The sequence below is a fragment of the Pseudomonas sp. C6002 genome, from assembly GCF_013385805.1.
Classification (GTDB): domain Bacteria; phylum Pseudomonadota; class Gammaproteobacteria; order Pseudomonadales; family Pseudomonadaceae; genus Aquipseudomonas.
In genome coordinates this window covers 224,157-238,430 of sequence record NZ_JACAPH010000030.1, presented here as the reverse complement: position 1 = coordinate 238,430, position 14,274 = coordinate 224,157, and the positions used below count along the sequence as shown (strand labels likewise).

The following is a 14,274-nucleotide window of genomic DNA, read 5'->3' as shown; positions in this document are numbered from 1 at the left end:
TGTTTAAGTGAACCAAAACTGGCATGGCACCCTGATCCGCCACATGCTCCTGTTGATCACCGGCTGCCTGCTGGTGGGCCTGGTCAGCGGCTATTACGGCTGGAGCCTGGCCGTCGGCCTGGGCCTTTACCTGGGCTGGACCCTCAAGCAACTGCTGCGCCTGCACGAATGGCTGCGCCAGCACAAACCCGACGAAGCACCACCCGACGGCTACGGCCTGTGGGGCGAGGTGTTCGACAGCATCTACCACTTGCAACGCCGCGACCAGCGTGTACGCGGGCGCCTGCAAGCGGTGATCGACCGGGTGCAGGAGTCCACCGCCGCACTGAAAGACGCGGTGATCATGCTCGACAGCGACGGCAACCTGGAATGGTGGAACCGCGCCGCAGAGACCTTGCTGGGCCTCAAGACGCCCCAGGACAGCGGCCAGCCGGTGACCAACCTGGTGCGCCACCCGCGTTTCAAGGAGTATTTCGAGCAGGACAACTACGAAGAAGCCCTGGAAATCCCGTCACCGACCAACGACCGCGTGCGTATCCAGCTGTACCTGACGCGCTACGGCAATAACGAACACTTGATGCTGGTGCGCGATGTCACACGCATCCATCAGCTGGAACAGATGCGCAAGGACTTCGTCGCCAACGTCTCCCACGAACTGCGCACACCGCTGACAGTGATCTGCGGTTATCTGGAGACGCTGCTCGATAACGTCGAAGACGTGAACCCGCGCTGGACCCGTGCCCTGCAACAGATGCAGCAGCAAGGCTCGCGCATGCAAACCCTGCTTAACGACCTGCTGTTGCTGGCCAAGCTCGAAGCCACCGATTACCCCTCGGACAACCATCCGGTGCCGGTGCAAAGCCTGTTGCAGACGATCAAGAGCGACGCCCAGGCATTGTCCGGGCAGCGTGAACAGCAGATCACCCTTGAAGCCGACCCGTCGATCCTGCTCAAGGGCAGTGAGGGCGAGTTGCGCAGCGCGTTTTCCAACCTGGTGTTCAACGCCGTCAAATACACCCAGGACAAAGGCAACATCCGCATCCGCTGGTGGGCCGACGACCAGGGCGCACACCTCAGCGTGCAGGACTCCGGGATGGGCATCGACGCCAAGCATTTGCCGCGCCTCACCGAGCGTTTCTACCGCGTCGACTCCAGCCGCAACTCCAACACCGGCGGCACCGGGCTCGGCCTGGCCATCGTCAAACATGTGCTGCTGCGCCATCGCGCGCGGCTGGAAATCAGTAGCGTGCTCGGCCACGGCAGTACCTTTACCTGCCATTTCCCGCCGGCCCAGGTGACACGTTCCCGGGTCCTTCATCAGGACGAGTGACCCTCCGCCCGGCAGCCGCCACTAGGCAAGCGCCCCGTCAGCCGCTACATTGGCGGACTTGCGCCTGCCTTTCAGGCCCACCTGCTCACCCTTTTCGATTAGACGGAACCCGCAAAACCCCATCATGGACCCTTCCCCTGGCATCACCCTCGCGACACTCTTCGCCGACTTCGGCATGATTCTTTTTGCACTGATCCTGGTACTGCTCAACGGCTTTTTCGTTGCGGCGGAATTTGCCATGGTCAAACTGCGCTCGACCCGGGTCGAGGCCATCGCCCACAAGAACGGCTGGCGCGGGCAGATCCTGCGCACCGTACACAGCCAGCTCGACGCCTATCTGTCGGCCTGCCAGTTGGGTATCACCCTCGCCTCCCTGGGCCTGGGCTGGGTCGGTGAGCCGGCCTTCGCGCACATCCTCGAGCCGTTGCTGGGGGCGATCGGTGTGCAGTCGCCGGAAGTGATCAAGGGCGTGTCGTTCTTTGCCGCCTTCTTCGTGATCTCGTACCTGCACATCGTGGTCGGTGAACTGGCGCCCAAGTCCTGGGCCATTCGCAAGCCCGAGTTGCTGTCGCTGTGGACCGCCGTGCCGCTGTACCTGTTCTACTGGGCCATGTACCCGGCGATCTACCTGCTCAACGCCAGTGCCAACGCCATCCTGCGCATCGCCGGCCAAGGCGAGCCTGGCCCGCACCACGAGCACCATTACAGCCGTGAAGAACTGAAACTGATCCTGCACTCCAGCCGCGGCCAGGACCCGAGCGACCAAGGCATGCGCGTGTTGGCCTCCGCCGTGGAAATGGGCGAGCTGGAAGTGGTGGACTGGGCCAACTCCCGGGAAGACCTGGTGACCCTGGACTTCAACGCACCGCTCAAGGAAATCCTGGCGCTGTTCCGTCGCCACAAGTTCAGCCGCTACCCGGTGTACGACGCCGTGCGCAACGAGTTCGTCGGCCTGCTGCACATCAAGGACCTGCTGCTGGAACTGGCGGCCCTGGACCACATTCCCGAGTCGTTCAACCTGGCCGAGCTGACCCGCCCGCTGGAACGCGTATCGCGCCATATGCCGCTGTCGCAACTGCTCGAGCAGTTCCGTAAAGGCGGCGCGCACTTCGCCCTGGTGGAAGAGGCCGACGGCAAGGTCATCGGCTACCTGACCATGGAAGACGTTCTGGAAGTACTGGTAGGCGACATCCAGGACGAACACCGCAAGGCCGAGCGCGGCATCCTCGCTTACCAGCCGGGCAAATTGCTGGTGCGTGGCGACACGCCGCTGTTCAAGGTGGAGCGCCTGCTGGGCGTCGACCTGGACCACATCGAGGCCGAAACCCTGGCCGGGCTGATCTACGACACCCTGAAACGGGTGCCGGAAGAGGAAGAAGTGCTGGAAGTCGAAGGCCTGCGCATCATCATCAAGAAGATGAAAGGGCCGAAGATCGTGTTGGCCAAGGTGCTATTGCTCGACTAGGGCACACCCCCTGTAGGAGCGAGCTTGCTCGCGAAGGACGTTAACGATAACGCTGGGACCCTGACACCCGGCAGCGCCCTCAGGTTTTTCGCGAGCAAGCTCGCTCCTACAAAAGCCTTATCGCGTGCCCAACGCAAAGTTGGGCAACGCCTGCACCGGCTGGTTGAATTCATAGGGAATCGACACCAGCCCCGACGCCGTCGTGCGCTGCACCACAAAATGCAGATGCGGCCCGCTGCTGTTACCGGTATTGCCCGACAACGCCAGCGGACTGCCCACCGCCACTCGCTGCCCTTCCCTGACGCTGACCGACCCTTGCTTGAGGTGCAGGTACACGCCTTGCGTGCCGTCATCGTGCTGCACCCGCACGAAATTGCCCGATGGATCGCTGCCGCGCCCGCTCTGCTCGTTCTCGGTTTTCAGTACGACACCGCCACGTGCCGCGATGATTGGCGTGCCTTCAGGCATGGCAATGTCCATCGCATAACGGCTTTTGAGCTCAGAGTGGCTGAAGGTACCGTTGGGGCCTTGGGTGAGACGGAACGGCCCGCCACGCCAGGGCAAGGGATAACGATAGGAAGCGGGTTGCGACGGATATACAGGCTTGGGAATCACCCGTTCCTGATACACAAACGCCTGCGCCCCGGGCGTGTACCGGTCGCTGAAGACCACAGCGCCGTCGGCGTCGATGGATTTGTAGAGGGTCATGGACATCGCCGGCATGACAACGGCGAACAGTCCACACAGCAGCAGTGAGCGCACGAGCATCGGGTTGGCCTGCCAGGGACGACTGGATGGCAGGCTAACAAGGGATCATGACAGTGCTATGTGAACCAAACACTAACCCTGTGGCGAGGGGGCTTGTCCCCCGTTGGGCTGCGCAGCGGCCCCAGTAGAGTTATCGCGCAGGGTCAGGCAGAACTCAATTACAGGGTTTGGGGCCGCTACGCAGCCCAACGGGGGACAAGCCCCCTCGCCACAGGTTTTTTGGAGACCCCATCAAGTCACGCACCCGGCACAAAATGCTTCTGTGCGGTCCCTCGGGCGATCAGCCGCGAAATGTAGTCAAGCTTCTGCGCATCCTGGTCGATAAACCGGAAGGTCAGTTGCAGCCAGTCACTGTCGGGCTTGGGCTCGTAGGCCACGACGGCATGCAGGTAGCCATTCAGACGCGCCACTTCAGCGTTCTCACCCTGCTCCAGGTCGAGCACGGCGCTTTCCAGTACCTGAGGCAGGATTTCACCACGACGCACCACCAGCAGCGCCTCCTTGATACTCAGGGCCTTGATCACACACTGCTGGGTGCCACTGGACAGGCGCAACTGGCCCTGGCCACGACCGCTGGCAGGCGACGCTGCCGCAGCCACCTGCACCGGCGGGCTGTTGAGCAGGCCTTTGCTGGGCGCGGCCACCGGGGCCGGCTTGACTGCGTCAGGCTTGCCACCAGTGAGGGCGCTGAGGGAATCGTTACCGAACGCCGAGTTCATCTTGGTCGGTGCGCTGGCGATCAGCGCGTCGAGGCGGCCAATCTTGTTCAGTGCCTGCTTGACCTTGTTCAGCAACTGCTCGTTGGTGAATGGCTTGCTGACGTAGCCGGAAACCCCGGCCTGGATCGCCTGCACCACGTTTTCCTTGTCGCCACGGCTGGTCACCATGACGAAAGGCATGGCTTTGAGATGAGGCTGTTCACGGCACCAGGTCAACAGTTCCAGGCCGGACATTTCCGGCATTTCCCAGTCGCACAGCACCATGTCGAAGGTTTCGCGCATCAGGATGGCCTGGGCCTTTTTGCCGTTCACCGCATCTTCGATCTTGATCCCCGGGAAGTAGTTACGCAGGCACTTCTTCACCAGGTCGCGAATAAACGAGGCGTCATCCACCACCAATACACTGACTTTGCTCATCGACCCTTCATCCTATAAAAACCCCGGCAAGCATAACGCTTCGCTGATGGCGTTTTGCCAAAAATTCCAACACCACAAACGAAAACGCCCGACCAAAGGCCGGGCGTTTATTTCTCGGGCAATCTTACTTATCGTCAGGAACGCCCGGAACATTAGGGATTTGATCGGTCGTACCTTCAACTTCTGCTTTCATCCGCTTGAGGCCCATGTGCCGCACGTCAGTACCCCGCACCAGGTAAATCACCAGTTCCGAGATGTTGCGTGCGTGGTCGCCGATGCGTTCCAGCGAACGCAGTACCCAGATGATGCTCAGTACCCGCGAGATAGAGCGCGGGTCTTCCATCATGTAGGTCGCCAGTTCGCGCAGCGCCGTCTTGTATTCGCGGTCGATGGTCTTGTCGTATTGGGCCACCGACAACGCCAGCTCGGCGTCGAAACGGGCAAACGCGTCGAGGGCGTCGCGAACCATGTTGCGCACCTGGTCACCGATGTGGCGCACTTCGACATAACCACGCGGCGCTTCGCCTTCCTCACACAACTGGATGGCGCGGCGGGCGATCTTGGTGGCTTCGTCACCGATGCGCTCCAGGTCGATCACCGACTTGGAGATGCTGATGATCAAACGCAGGTCGGACGCCGCCGGCTGACGACGGGCCAGGATGCGCAGGCATTCTTCGTCGATGTTGCGTTCCATCTGGTTGATCTGGTCATCGATCTCGCGCACTTGCTGGGCCAGGCCCGAGTCGGCCTCGATCAGCGCGGTGACGGCGTCGTTGACTTGCTTCTCCACCAGCCCGCCCATGGCCAGGAGGTGGCTGCGCACCTCCTCAAGCTCGGCGTTGAACTGCGCGGAGATGTGATGGGTAAGGCCTTCTTTGCTAATCATGTTGGCGTCCTTGGAACGTCCAGTAAGGTGCGGTCGACCGCAGCATCAGTTCAGTGAGCAACCAGTCACCTGCTAGCCGTAGCGACCGGTGATGTAGTCTTCGGTCTGCTTCTTCGCCGGGTTGGTGAACAGGGTATCGGTGTCGCCAAATTCCACCAGCTTGCCCATGTACATGAACGCGGTGTAGTCGGAAACCCGCGCCGCCTGTTGCATGTTGTGGGTCACGATGACGATGGTGAACTTGGATTTGAGTTCGTAGATCAGCTCTTCGACTTTCAACGTGGAGATGGGGTCGAGTGCCGAGCACGGTTCATCGAGCAGCAGCACTTCCGGCTCCACGGCGATGGTGCGGGCGATCACCAGACGTTGCTGCTGGCCGCCGGACAAACCGAGGGCCGACTCGTGCAGGCGGTCCTTGACCTCGTCCCACAGCGCCGCGCCTTTCAGTGCCCACTCAACGGCTTCGTCGAGGACGCGCTTTTTGTTGATGCCCTGGATGCGCAGGCCGTAGACCACGTTTTCGTAGATGGTCTTGGGAAACGGGTTGGGCTTCTGGAACACCATGCCCACCCGGCGCCGCAGCTCGGCTACGTCTTCGCCCTTGCGGTAGATGTTGGTGCCGTACAGGTTGATCGCGCCCTCGACGCGGCAGCCGTCCACCAGATCGTTCATCCGGTTGAAGGTGCGCAGCAGGGTCGACTTGCCGCAACCGGACGGGCCGATGAAGGCGGTCACGCGCTGCTTCGGAATGTTCATGCTGACGTCGTACAGCGCCTGCTTGTCGCCGTAGTACAGGCTCAGGCCCGGGACTTCGATGGCCACGGTTTCCTGGGCCAGGCTCAGGCTCTGCTTGTCGCGACCCAGGGCTGACATGTTGATGCCGTGGGAATGGGTTTCATGTTGCATGGGATGCTCCCTGTGCTACCAATTCGTTTTGTGGGAGCGGGCTTGCTCGCGAAGGCGTCAGGTCAGTTGACCCATGTATGACTGATACACCGCATTCGCGAGCAAGCCCGCTCCCACATTTAGTCCGCGTTCACTTCAATTAACTGTCCAGCGCTTTGTATTTTTCGCGCAGGTGGTTACGAATCCACACCGCCGACAGGTTGAGCGTGGCGATCACCAGCACCAGCAGCAAGGCGGTGGCGTACACCAGCGGCCGCGCGGCTTCGACGTTGGGGCTCTGGAAGCCGACGTCATAAATATGGAAGCCCAGGTGCATGATCTTCTGGTCCAGATGCAGGTATGGGTAGTTGCCGTCCACCGGCAGCGACGGCGCCAGTTTCACCACACCCACCAGCATCAGCGGTGCCACTTCACCCGCGGCGCGGGCCACGGCGAGGATCATGCCGGTCATCATCGCCGGGCTGGCCATCGGCAGCACGATCTTCCACAGCGTTTCCGCCTTGGTCGCGCCCAGTGCCAAAGAACCTTCACGTACGGTGCGAGGAATCCGCGCCAGGCCTTCTTCGGTGGCCACGATCACCACCGGTACCGCCAGCAGCGCCAGGGTCAGGGACGCCCAGAGCAGGCCAGGCGTACCGAAGGTCGGTGCCGGCAAGGCCTCGGCGAAGAACAGCCGGTCAACCGAGCCGCCCAGTACGTACACAAAGAAGCCAAGGCCGAACACGCCGTAAACGATGGCGGGTACACCGGCCAGGTTGTTCACCGCGATGCGGATGATCCGCGTCAGGGTGTTCTGCTTGGCGTATTCACGCAGGTACACCGCCGCCAGCACGCCGAACGGGGTCACGATCATCGCCATGATCAGGGTCATCATCACGGTGCCGAAGATCGCCGGGAAAATCCCGCCTTCGGTGTTGGCTTCCCGTGGATCGTCGCTGAGGAATTCCCAGACCTTGCTGAAGTAGAAACCAACCTTGGTCATGTAGCCCATGGCGTTCGGCTGGTAAGCGTGCACCACCTTGCCAATGCCGATTTCGATTTCTTTGCCGTTGGCATCGCGGGCGGTCAGGCTGTCGCGGTTGAACTGGGTATGCAGGTCGGCCAGGCGGGCTTCGATATCCTTGTAGCGGTTGTTCAGTTCGGCGCGGCCGCTGTCCATGTCGGCCTGGGCGGTGGCGTCCAGCTTGCCTTCCAGCTCCAGTTTGCGACCGTGCAGACGGATGCGTTCGAGGCCGGCGTTGATGGCGCCGATGTCAGACTTCTCGAGGGTCTTGAGCTGGGCCGCGAGCTTGTTGACGCGGTCCACGCGGGCTTGCAGTTCCGGCCAGGCCGCCTCGCCTTCGGCGATCACCTTGCCGTCCTGCTTGACGTTGACCAGGGTGCCGTAGAAGTTGCCCCACTCACGACGCTCGATGGCCATCAACTCGACCGGCTTGGTCTGGTTGGTCAGCCACTCGCCGACGATCCAGGTGAAGTCATTGCCGTTCAAGTCACGGTTGCCGACCTTGATCAGCTCGCGGGTCATGAACTCCGGCCCTTGGTCCGGCACCGGCAAGCCAGCGCTTTTCAGGCGCTCGCGGGGCACTTCTTCTTTCTGCACCACTTCGCCGACGACGATGTGATTTTCCTGGCCCGGCACGTTGTAGTTGGCCTGGATCAGGTCGGCCGGCCAGAAGTGGCCCAGGCCACGCACGGCAATCACGGCCAGCAAACCAATGGTCATGATGACCGCGATGGACACCGCGCCACCGCTGATCCAGACGCCCGGGGCGCCGCTCTTGAACCATCCATTCAGGGAGTTCTGTTTCACAGACTTCTACCTTTCTTAAAGCGACGAGTATTTCTTGCGCAGACGCTGACGAATCAGCTCGGCGAGGGTGTTCATGATGAAGGTGAACAGCAGCAGCACCAGCGCCGAGAGGAACAGCACGCGGTAGTGGCTGCCGCCGACTTCCGATTCGGGCATTTCTACCGCGACGTTGGCTGCCAGGGTGCGCAGGCCTTCAAACAGGTTCATCTCCATCACCGGCGTGTTGCCGGTGGCCATCAGCACGATCATGGTTTCACCGACCGCGCGGCCCATGCCGATCATCAGCGCCGAGAAGATGCCCGGGCTGGCGGTCAGGATCACGACGCGGGTCATGGTCTGCCATGGCGTGGCGCCCAGGGCCAGGGAGCCCAGGGTCAGGCCGCGCGGCACGCTGAACACGGCGTCTTCGGCGATGGAGTAGATGTTCGGGATCACCGCGAAACCCATGGCCAGGCCGACTACCAGGGCGTTGCGCTGGTCGTAGGTGATGCCCAGGTCGTGGGAGATCCACATGCGCATGTCGCCGCCGAAGAACCAGGTTTCCAGGTACGGGCTCATGTACAACGAGAGCCAGCCCACAAACAGGATCACCGGGATCAGGATCGCGCTTTCCCAGCCATCCGGGACCCGCAGGCGGATCGACTCAGGCAGGCGGCTGAAGACGAAGCCGGCCACCAGGATGCCAATCGGCAGCAGCATCAGCAGGCTGAAGATCCCCGGCAAATGCCCTTCGACATACGGCGCCAGGAACAGGCCGGCGAAGAAGCCGAGGATCACCGTCGGCATCGCTTCCATCAATTCGATCACCGGCTTGACCTTGCGGCGCAGGCTCGGGGCCATGAAGTAAGCGGTATAGATCGCAGCGGCAACGGCCAGTGGTGCGGCCAGCAGCATGGCGTAGAACGCGGCCTTCAGGGTACCGAAGGTCAGGGGCGCCAGGCTCATCTTGGGTTCGAAATCGGTGTTGGCGGCGGTCGATTGCCAGACGTATTTAGGCTCGTCGTAGTTTTCGTACCAGACCTTGCTCCACAGCGCGCTCCAGGAAACTTCAGGGTGCGGGTTGTCCAGCAGCAGCGGTTGCAGCTTGCCGCCGGCCTCGACGATCACCCGGTTGGCCCGTGGCGACATGCCGAAGATACCGTTGCCGTCGACCACCTGGTCCACCAGCAACGTACGGTGGGCAGTGCTGTGGAACACACCGAACTTGCCGGAAGCGTCGAGGGCGGTGAAGCCTTTACGACGTTCTTCAGCAGTGATTTCAACGATAGGCGCGGTGCCCATCTGGAAGGTACGGATCTGCTTCAGGCGTTGTTCGCCGTCCGGGTCGCGGGCCATGAACCACTGCGCCAGGCCACCGCTGGAGTTACCGATGATCAGCGAGATGCCGCCCACCAGTTGGGTGCTGGCCGTGACTTGCGCCACGCCGTCTTCCAATAATTTGTAGCGACCGTTGAGGCTCTTGTCCCGCAGGCTGAAAACGTCGGCCTGGGCGCGACCGTTGATCACGTACAGCCACTGCTGGCGCGGATCAACGAAGATGGCTTTGACCGGCTCGGTCATTTGCGGCAGCTCGATGCGTTTCTGCTCGGTGGTGACTTCCTCGGTCATCATGTTTTCTTCACGGCTGATGGACAGCACGTTCAGATGGGCACCACTGGAACCGGCCACCACCAGCGTCGAGTCGGTCGCGTTCAAGGCGACATGCTCAAGGGAGCGGCCCTGTTCGTCGAGGACGATTGGTGTTTCGCCGTAAGGGTATTCGACGGCGGGCGAGATGGTCTTCTTGCCGTCCGGGTACGACACTTTATAGGTGTGACGGAACACCAGGGACTGGCCGTTGGACAGGCCGAGGATCACCAGCGGGCTGCCGGGCTGGTCTTCACCAATGGAGGCGACTGTCACGCCCGCCGGCAACGGCAGGTCAACGCGCTTGAGTTCGGCACCCGTGTCAACGTTGAAGAACAGCGCCTGGCCCTTGTCGGAAACCCGCATGGCGACCTGGTTCTGTTCTTCCATGGAGATCATCAGCGGCTTGCCGGCGTCCTGCAGCCAGGCAGGCGCGAGGGCCTCTTCCTTGGTCAGGTTGGCGCCGTGGAACAGCGGCGCGACCACGTAGGCGAGGAAGAAGAAGATCAAGGTGATCGCGCCCAGGACGGCAAGGCCGCCCACCAGCACGTACCAACGGGTCAGGCGATCCTTGAGCGCGCGGATGCGGCGCTTGCGTTGCAGCTCAGGCGTATTGAAATCAATGCGCTTGGGGGGAGAAGTCGTCGTCATGGTGGAATTGGCCAGATCATTCATGCGCACACCCTAGCGATCCTGTATGACAGAAAGATGACAATGCAGTGACGCAAGAAATCCGCCGCGTAGCAGGGCTGGCAGCGGATTAAAAAATGGGAGGCGAGGTCCAGGTCTTACAGACCCCGCCCGGGCCTTGAACCGTGGGTAAACCGCGGTTCCAGGCAGGTTTACCGGCGGCTTATTTGCCACCTTCTTTCAGGCCCAGGTCAGCCAGTGCCTTGGCGGCAACTTTGGCTGGCAGCGGGATGTAGCCGTCTTTCACTACCACTTCCTGGCCCTGTTTGGACAGAACCAGCTTCACGAACTCGGCTTCCAGCGGGGCCAGAGGCTTGTTCGGGGCTTTGTTGACGTAGACGTAGAGGAAGCGCGACAGCGGGTATTTGCCGTTCAGGGCGTTTTCTTCGCTGTCTTCGATGAAGTCAGTGCTGCCTTTCTTGGCCAGGGCCACGGTTTTCACGCTGGCGGTTTTGTAACCGATGCCCGAGTAACCGATGCCGTTCAGCGAGGAGCTGATGGACTGCACAACCGACGCCGAACCAGGTTGTTCGTTCACGTTAGGCTTGTAGTCGCCTTTGCACAGGGCTTCTTCCTTGAAGTAGCCGTAGGTGCCGGATACCGAGTTGCGACCGAACAGTTGCACTGGCTTGTTGGCCAGGTCGCCGGTCACGCCCAGGTCGCCCCAGGTCTTGACGTCAGCCTTGGCGCCGCACAGACGAGTCGAGGAGAAGATCGCGTCGACTTGTTCCATGGTCAGGTGCTGGATCGGGTTGTCCTTGTGCACGAACACGGCCAGGGCATCCACGGCAACCGGGATCGCGGTTGGCTTGTAGCCGTACTTCTGCTCGAAGGCAGCCAGTTCGGTGTCCTTCATCTTGCGGCTCATCGGGCCCAGGTTGGAGGTGCCTTCAGTCAGTGCAGGAGGTGCAGTGGCGGAGCCGGCGGCCTGAATCTGGATGTTGACGTTCGGGTATTCCTTTTTGTAACCCTCAGCCCACAGGGTCATCAGGTTTGCCAGGGTATCGGAACCAACGCTGGACAGGTTGCCCGACACACCAGTGGTCTTCACGTAAGCCGGAATCGCCGGGTCAACACCAGCGGCTACCGCGTTAGCGGTCGCAACGCCAGCAGCGACAAAAGTCATTGCCGCCATCAAACGTTTCAGTTTCATGCCTTGCTCCTAGCAGATAGGGATAGTTGGATCGGGGCCAAGTATCGGTAGGCCGTGTGAACACTCTATGTCTGGAATATGACAATTAGATGAAAGGCCAGCATTTATGAAAAAGCTGACAGGAAGGAGAAACGCCAATAAATCCGGGGCTTGCGAGGAGGTTGGAGCGATTTCGTGGAAACAATCTGTAATCGTTGTAAGGCAAAATCTGTGGCGAGGGAGCTTGCTCCCGTTGGGTCGCGTAGCGGCCCCCAGAATGGAACGGCTGCGCAGTTCAACGGGAGCAAGCTCCCTCGCCACAAGGTTGTCCGGCAGTTTTCAAAAACGTGTCAGCGCCCGCGCTTCCACAGGTACCCACCCACCGCCATCCCCATCACGCACAGGGCCGCCACGTAGTAAGCAGGGCCCATCGGGCTTTCCTTCATCAGCAGCGACACCGCTAACGGCGTCAGGCCACCGAATACGGCGTAGGCGACGTTGTAGGAGAACGACAAACCGCTGAAACGCACCACCGGCGGGAACGCTTTCACCATGACATAGGGCACCACGCCGATGGTGCCTACAAACAGGCCGGTCAAGGCGTACAGCGGGAACAGCCAGTCCGGGTGAGCCATCAGGCTGTGATAGAGCGTCCAGGACGTTGCCAGCAACAAGGCACAACCGATGATCAGCACGCGCCCGGCACCAAAACGGTCGGCCAGGGCGCCGGAAGCAATACACCCCAGGCTCAGAGTGACGATGGCCAGGCTATTGGCCTGCAGCGCCACCGTTGGGCTGAAGTGGTAGACCGTTTGCAGCACGGTCGGCGTCATCAGGATAACCACGACCACACCGGCCGACAGCAGCCAGGTCAACAGCATCGACAGTACGATGGCGCCACGATGGTCACGCAACACCGCGCGCAACGGCAGCTCGGCCGCCAGGGTCTTGCGCTGCTGCATCTCGGCGAAGATCGGGGTTTCGTGCAGCCAGCGACGCAGGTACACCGACAACAGGCCGAACACACCACCCAGCAGGAACGGAATGCGCCAGGCGTAATCCGACACCTGTTCCGGGCTGTAGAGCGTGTTGATGGCGGTGGCCACCAGCGAACCCAACAGAATGCCGGCCGTCAGGCCGCTGGTCAGGGTGCCGCAGGCATAACCGATGTGACGGGGCGGCACGTGCTCGGATACGAACACCCACGCGCCCGGCACTTCACCGCCAATCGCCGCGCCCTGGATCACGCGCATCAGCAGCAACAGGATCGGCGCCCACAGGCCGATCTGCGCGTAGGTCGGCAGCAGGCCCATGATCAGGGTCGGCACGGCCATCATGAAGATGCTCAGGGTGAACATCTTCTTGCGCCCCAGCAGGTCGCCGAAGTGCGCCATGATGATCCCGCCCAGCGGCCGCGCCAGGTAGCCGGCGGCGAAGATGCCGAAGGTCTGCATCATGCGCAGCCATTCGGGCATGTCCGCCGGGAAGAACAGCTTCCCGACTACCGTCGCAAAAAATACGAAGATGATGAAGTCGTAGAACTCCAGCGCCCCGCCCAAGGCAGACAGCGACAGGGTTTTGTAGTCGTTGCGGGTCAGCGGGCGCGACGGTTGCGCACTGCTTGCGGGCACGGAGGACATGGCAAGGCTTCTCTTATAGTAGTCAGGACGGCAAGCCCGGGACTTGCGGCAGGCTTGGCAAGATAGCAAATCGCTTGAAAAAGCACAGCGTTGAGCCGTTAACAGTTCAGATCCGCGAAATATTTCCGTAGCAGACGTGCAATTAATATGAGCAGGAGCACAGTTGCCGGAAAAAGCCGCGATACAGCGTCTATTTACCGACCAAATGAGCGTCGGGAGGTCGTCGTGGCGCCGACGGCTCGATATACTCGGCCCTTGCAAGCGCCAGACCCGCATCCTTGAGGGGCTGCTGTGCCAAAACGCCGTTGGTTATACGCCAGCCGATTTGGCAGAGTTTCCCTTTAGTACGCCTTACGAGAAACGCATCGAGCGGTGTATGTTGGTGCTGAAACGTTTTTCCAGAAGACGGCTATCCACTTGAAATACCCATGAAGCGTCACGGGTCAGAGGCACCGGCATGATCGAACTCGAACAAGAAGATCCTATCCCGCAAGGCGATCTCGCCCTGCAAATCACCGCACTCCCGCGTGAAACCAACGGTTTCGGCGACATCTTCGGCGGCTGGCTGGTCGCGCAGATGGACCTGGCCGGCACCGCCATGGCGAGCAAGGTTGCCGGTGGCCGCGTAGCCACCGTGGCGATTGATCGCATGGCATTCCTGGTGCCCGTGGCCGTCGGCGCACAGTTGTCCTTCTACACCCAGGCCCTGGAAATCGGCCGCAGCTCGATCCAGATGATGGTCGAAGTGTGGAGCGACGACCCGCTGTCCAGCGAATGGCGCAAGGTGACCGAGGCGGTGTTTGTGTTCGTTGCCATCGACGGCAGCGGCCGCACCCGCTCGGTTCCGTCGCGGGCGCGTTAAACATCGCGACGTTTTGACGGTCC

General features: G+C 61.3%; 11 protein-coding genes. 3 read left to right on the top strand and 8 right to left on the bottom strand.

Annotated features, from left to right (window positions below):
- Positions 1-7 precede the first annotated feature (7 nt).
- Together phoR and HX817_RS20770 are read left to right on the top strand one after the other, a co-directional pair.
- Positions 8-1,330 carry a phosphate regulon sensor histidine kinase PhoR gene (gene phoR, locus HX817_RS20775; protein WP_008439473.1) on the top strand — a complete coding sequence of 441 codons (1,323 nt, stop codon included), beginning with the start codon at positions 8-10 and terminating at the stop codon, positions 1,328-1,330.
- A 124-nt stretch (positions 1,331-1,454) separates the two neighbouring features.
- Positions 1,455-2,795, top strand: a complete 1,341-nt coding sequence (locus tag HX817_RS20770; RefSeq protein ID WP_003213385.1) for a hemolysin family protein — start codon at positions 1,455-1,457, stop codon at positions 2,793-2,795.
- 117 nt (positions 2,796-2,912) lie between these two features.
- On the opposite strand, the gene HX817_RS20765 is transcribed toward HX817_RS20770, so the two are convergent.
- From HX817_RS20765 to HX817_RS20730, 8 genes are all read right to left on the bottom strand, one after another.
- Positions 2,913-3,563, bottom strand: coding sequence for a M23 family metallopeptidase (locus HX817_RS20765; protein WP_008439474.1), 651 nt, complete (start codon positions 3,561-3,563; stop codon positions 2,913-2,915).
- 236 nt (positions 3,564-3,799) lie between these two features.
- Positions 3,800-4,699 (bottom strand): response regulator, encoded by a 900-nt coding sequence (locus HX817_RS20760; RefSeq protein ID WP_003213389.1) that lies wholly within the window; start codon positions 4,697-4,699, stop codon positions 3,800-3,802.
- A gap of 124 nt (positions 4,700-4,823) precedes the next feature.
- The gene (phoU, locus tag HX817_RS20755; protein ID WP_003213392.1) at positions 4,824-5,585 is read right to left on the bottom strand and encodes a phosphate signaling complex protein PhoU; all 762 of its coding nucleotides are present in this window, start codon (positions 5,583-5,585) and stop codon (positions 4,824-4,826) included.
- Positions 5,586-5,657: 72 nt separating this feature from the next.
- On the bottom strand, positions 5,658-6,491 hold the full coding sequence (gene pstB / locus HX817_RS20750) for a phosphate ABC transporter ATP-binding protein PstB (protein WP_003213395.1): 834 nt from the start codon (positions 6,489-6,491) through the stop codon (positions 5,658-5,660).
- Positions 6,492-6,630: 139 nt separating this feature from the next.
- A complete protein-coding gene (gene pstA, locus HX817_RS20745; protein WP_008439475.1) occupies positions 6,631-8,301 on the bottom strand; it encodes a phosphate ABC transporter permease PstA in 1,671 nt (556 codons plus the stop codon).
- A gap of 15 nt (positions 8,302-8,316) precedes the next feature.
- On the bottom strand, positions 8,317-10,350 hold the full coding sequence (locus HX817_RS20740) for an ABC transporter permease subunit (RefSeq protein ID WP_173406109.1): 2,034 nt from the start codon (positions 10,348-10,350) through the stop codon (positions 8,317-8,319).
- A gap of 430 nt (positions 10,351-10,780) precedes the next feature.
- The gene (locus HX817_RS20735; RefSeq protein ID WP_003213401.1) at positions 10,781-11,770 is read right to left on the bottom strand and encodes a phosphate ABC transporter substrate-binding protein PstS; all 990 of its coding nucleotides are present in this window, start codon (positions 11,768-11,770) and stop codon (positions 10,781-10,783) included.
- Between the two features lie 329 nt (positions 11,771-12,099).
- A complete protein-coding gene (locus tag HX817_RS20730) occupies positions 12,100-13,389 on the bottom strand; it encodes an MFS transporter (RefSeq protein WP_177041012.1) in 1,290 nt (429 codons plus the stop codon).
- 457 nt (positions 13,390-13,846) lie between these two features.
- On the opposite strand from HX817_RS20730, the gene HX817_RS20725 reads away from it, so the two are divergent.
- Positions 13,847-14,251: an acyl-CoA thioesterase gene (locus tag HX817_RS20725; protein WP_003176975.1), complete on the top strand. Its 405-nt coding sequence runs from the start codon at positions 13,847-13,849 to the stop codon at positions 14,249-14,251.
- Positions 14,252-14,274 lie beyond the last annotated feature (23 nt).

Bases quoted from the DNA above. Each gene is read 5' to 3' on its own strand.
- HX817_RS20770 (WP_003213385.1), top strand. From the start codon at position 1,455: ATGGACCCTTCCCCTGGCATCACCCTCGCGACACTCTTCGCCGACTTC.
- HX817_RS20765 (WP_008439474.1), bottom strand. From the start codon at position 3,563: ATGCTCGTGCGCTCACTGCTGCTGTGTGGACTGTTCGCCGTTGTCATG.
- HX817_RS20760 (WP_003213389.1), bottom strand. From the start codon at position 4,699: ATGAGCAAAGTCAGTGTATTGGTGGTGGATGACGCCTCGTTTATTCGC.
- phoU (WP_003213392.1), bottom strand. From the start codon at position 5,585: ATGATTAGCAAAGAAGGCCTTACCCATCACATCTCCGCGCAGTTCAAC.
- pstB (WP_003213395.1), bottom strand. From the start codon at position 6,491: ATGCAACATGAAACCCATTCCCACGGCATCAACATGTCAGCCCTGGGT.
- HX817_RS20735 (WP_003213401.1), bottom strand. From the start codon at position 11,770: ATGAAACTGAAACGTTTGATGGCGGCAATGACTTTTGTCGCTGCTGGC.
- HX817_RS20730 (WP_177041012.1), bottom strand. From the start codon at position 13,389: ATGTCCTCCGTGCCCGCAAGCAGTGCGCAACCGTCGCGCCCGCTGACC.
- HX817_RS20725 (WP_003176975.1), top strand. From the start codon at position 13,847: ATGATCGAACTCGAACAAGAAGATCCTATCCCGCAAGGCGATCTCGCC.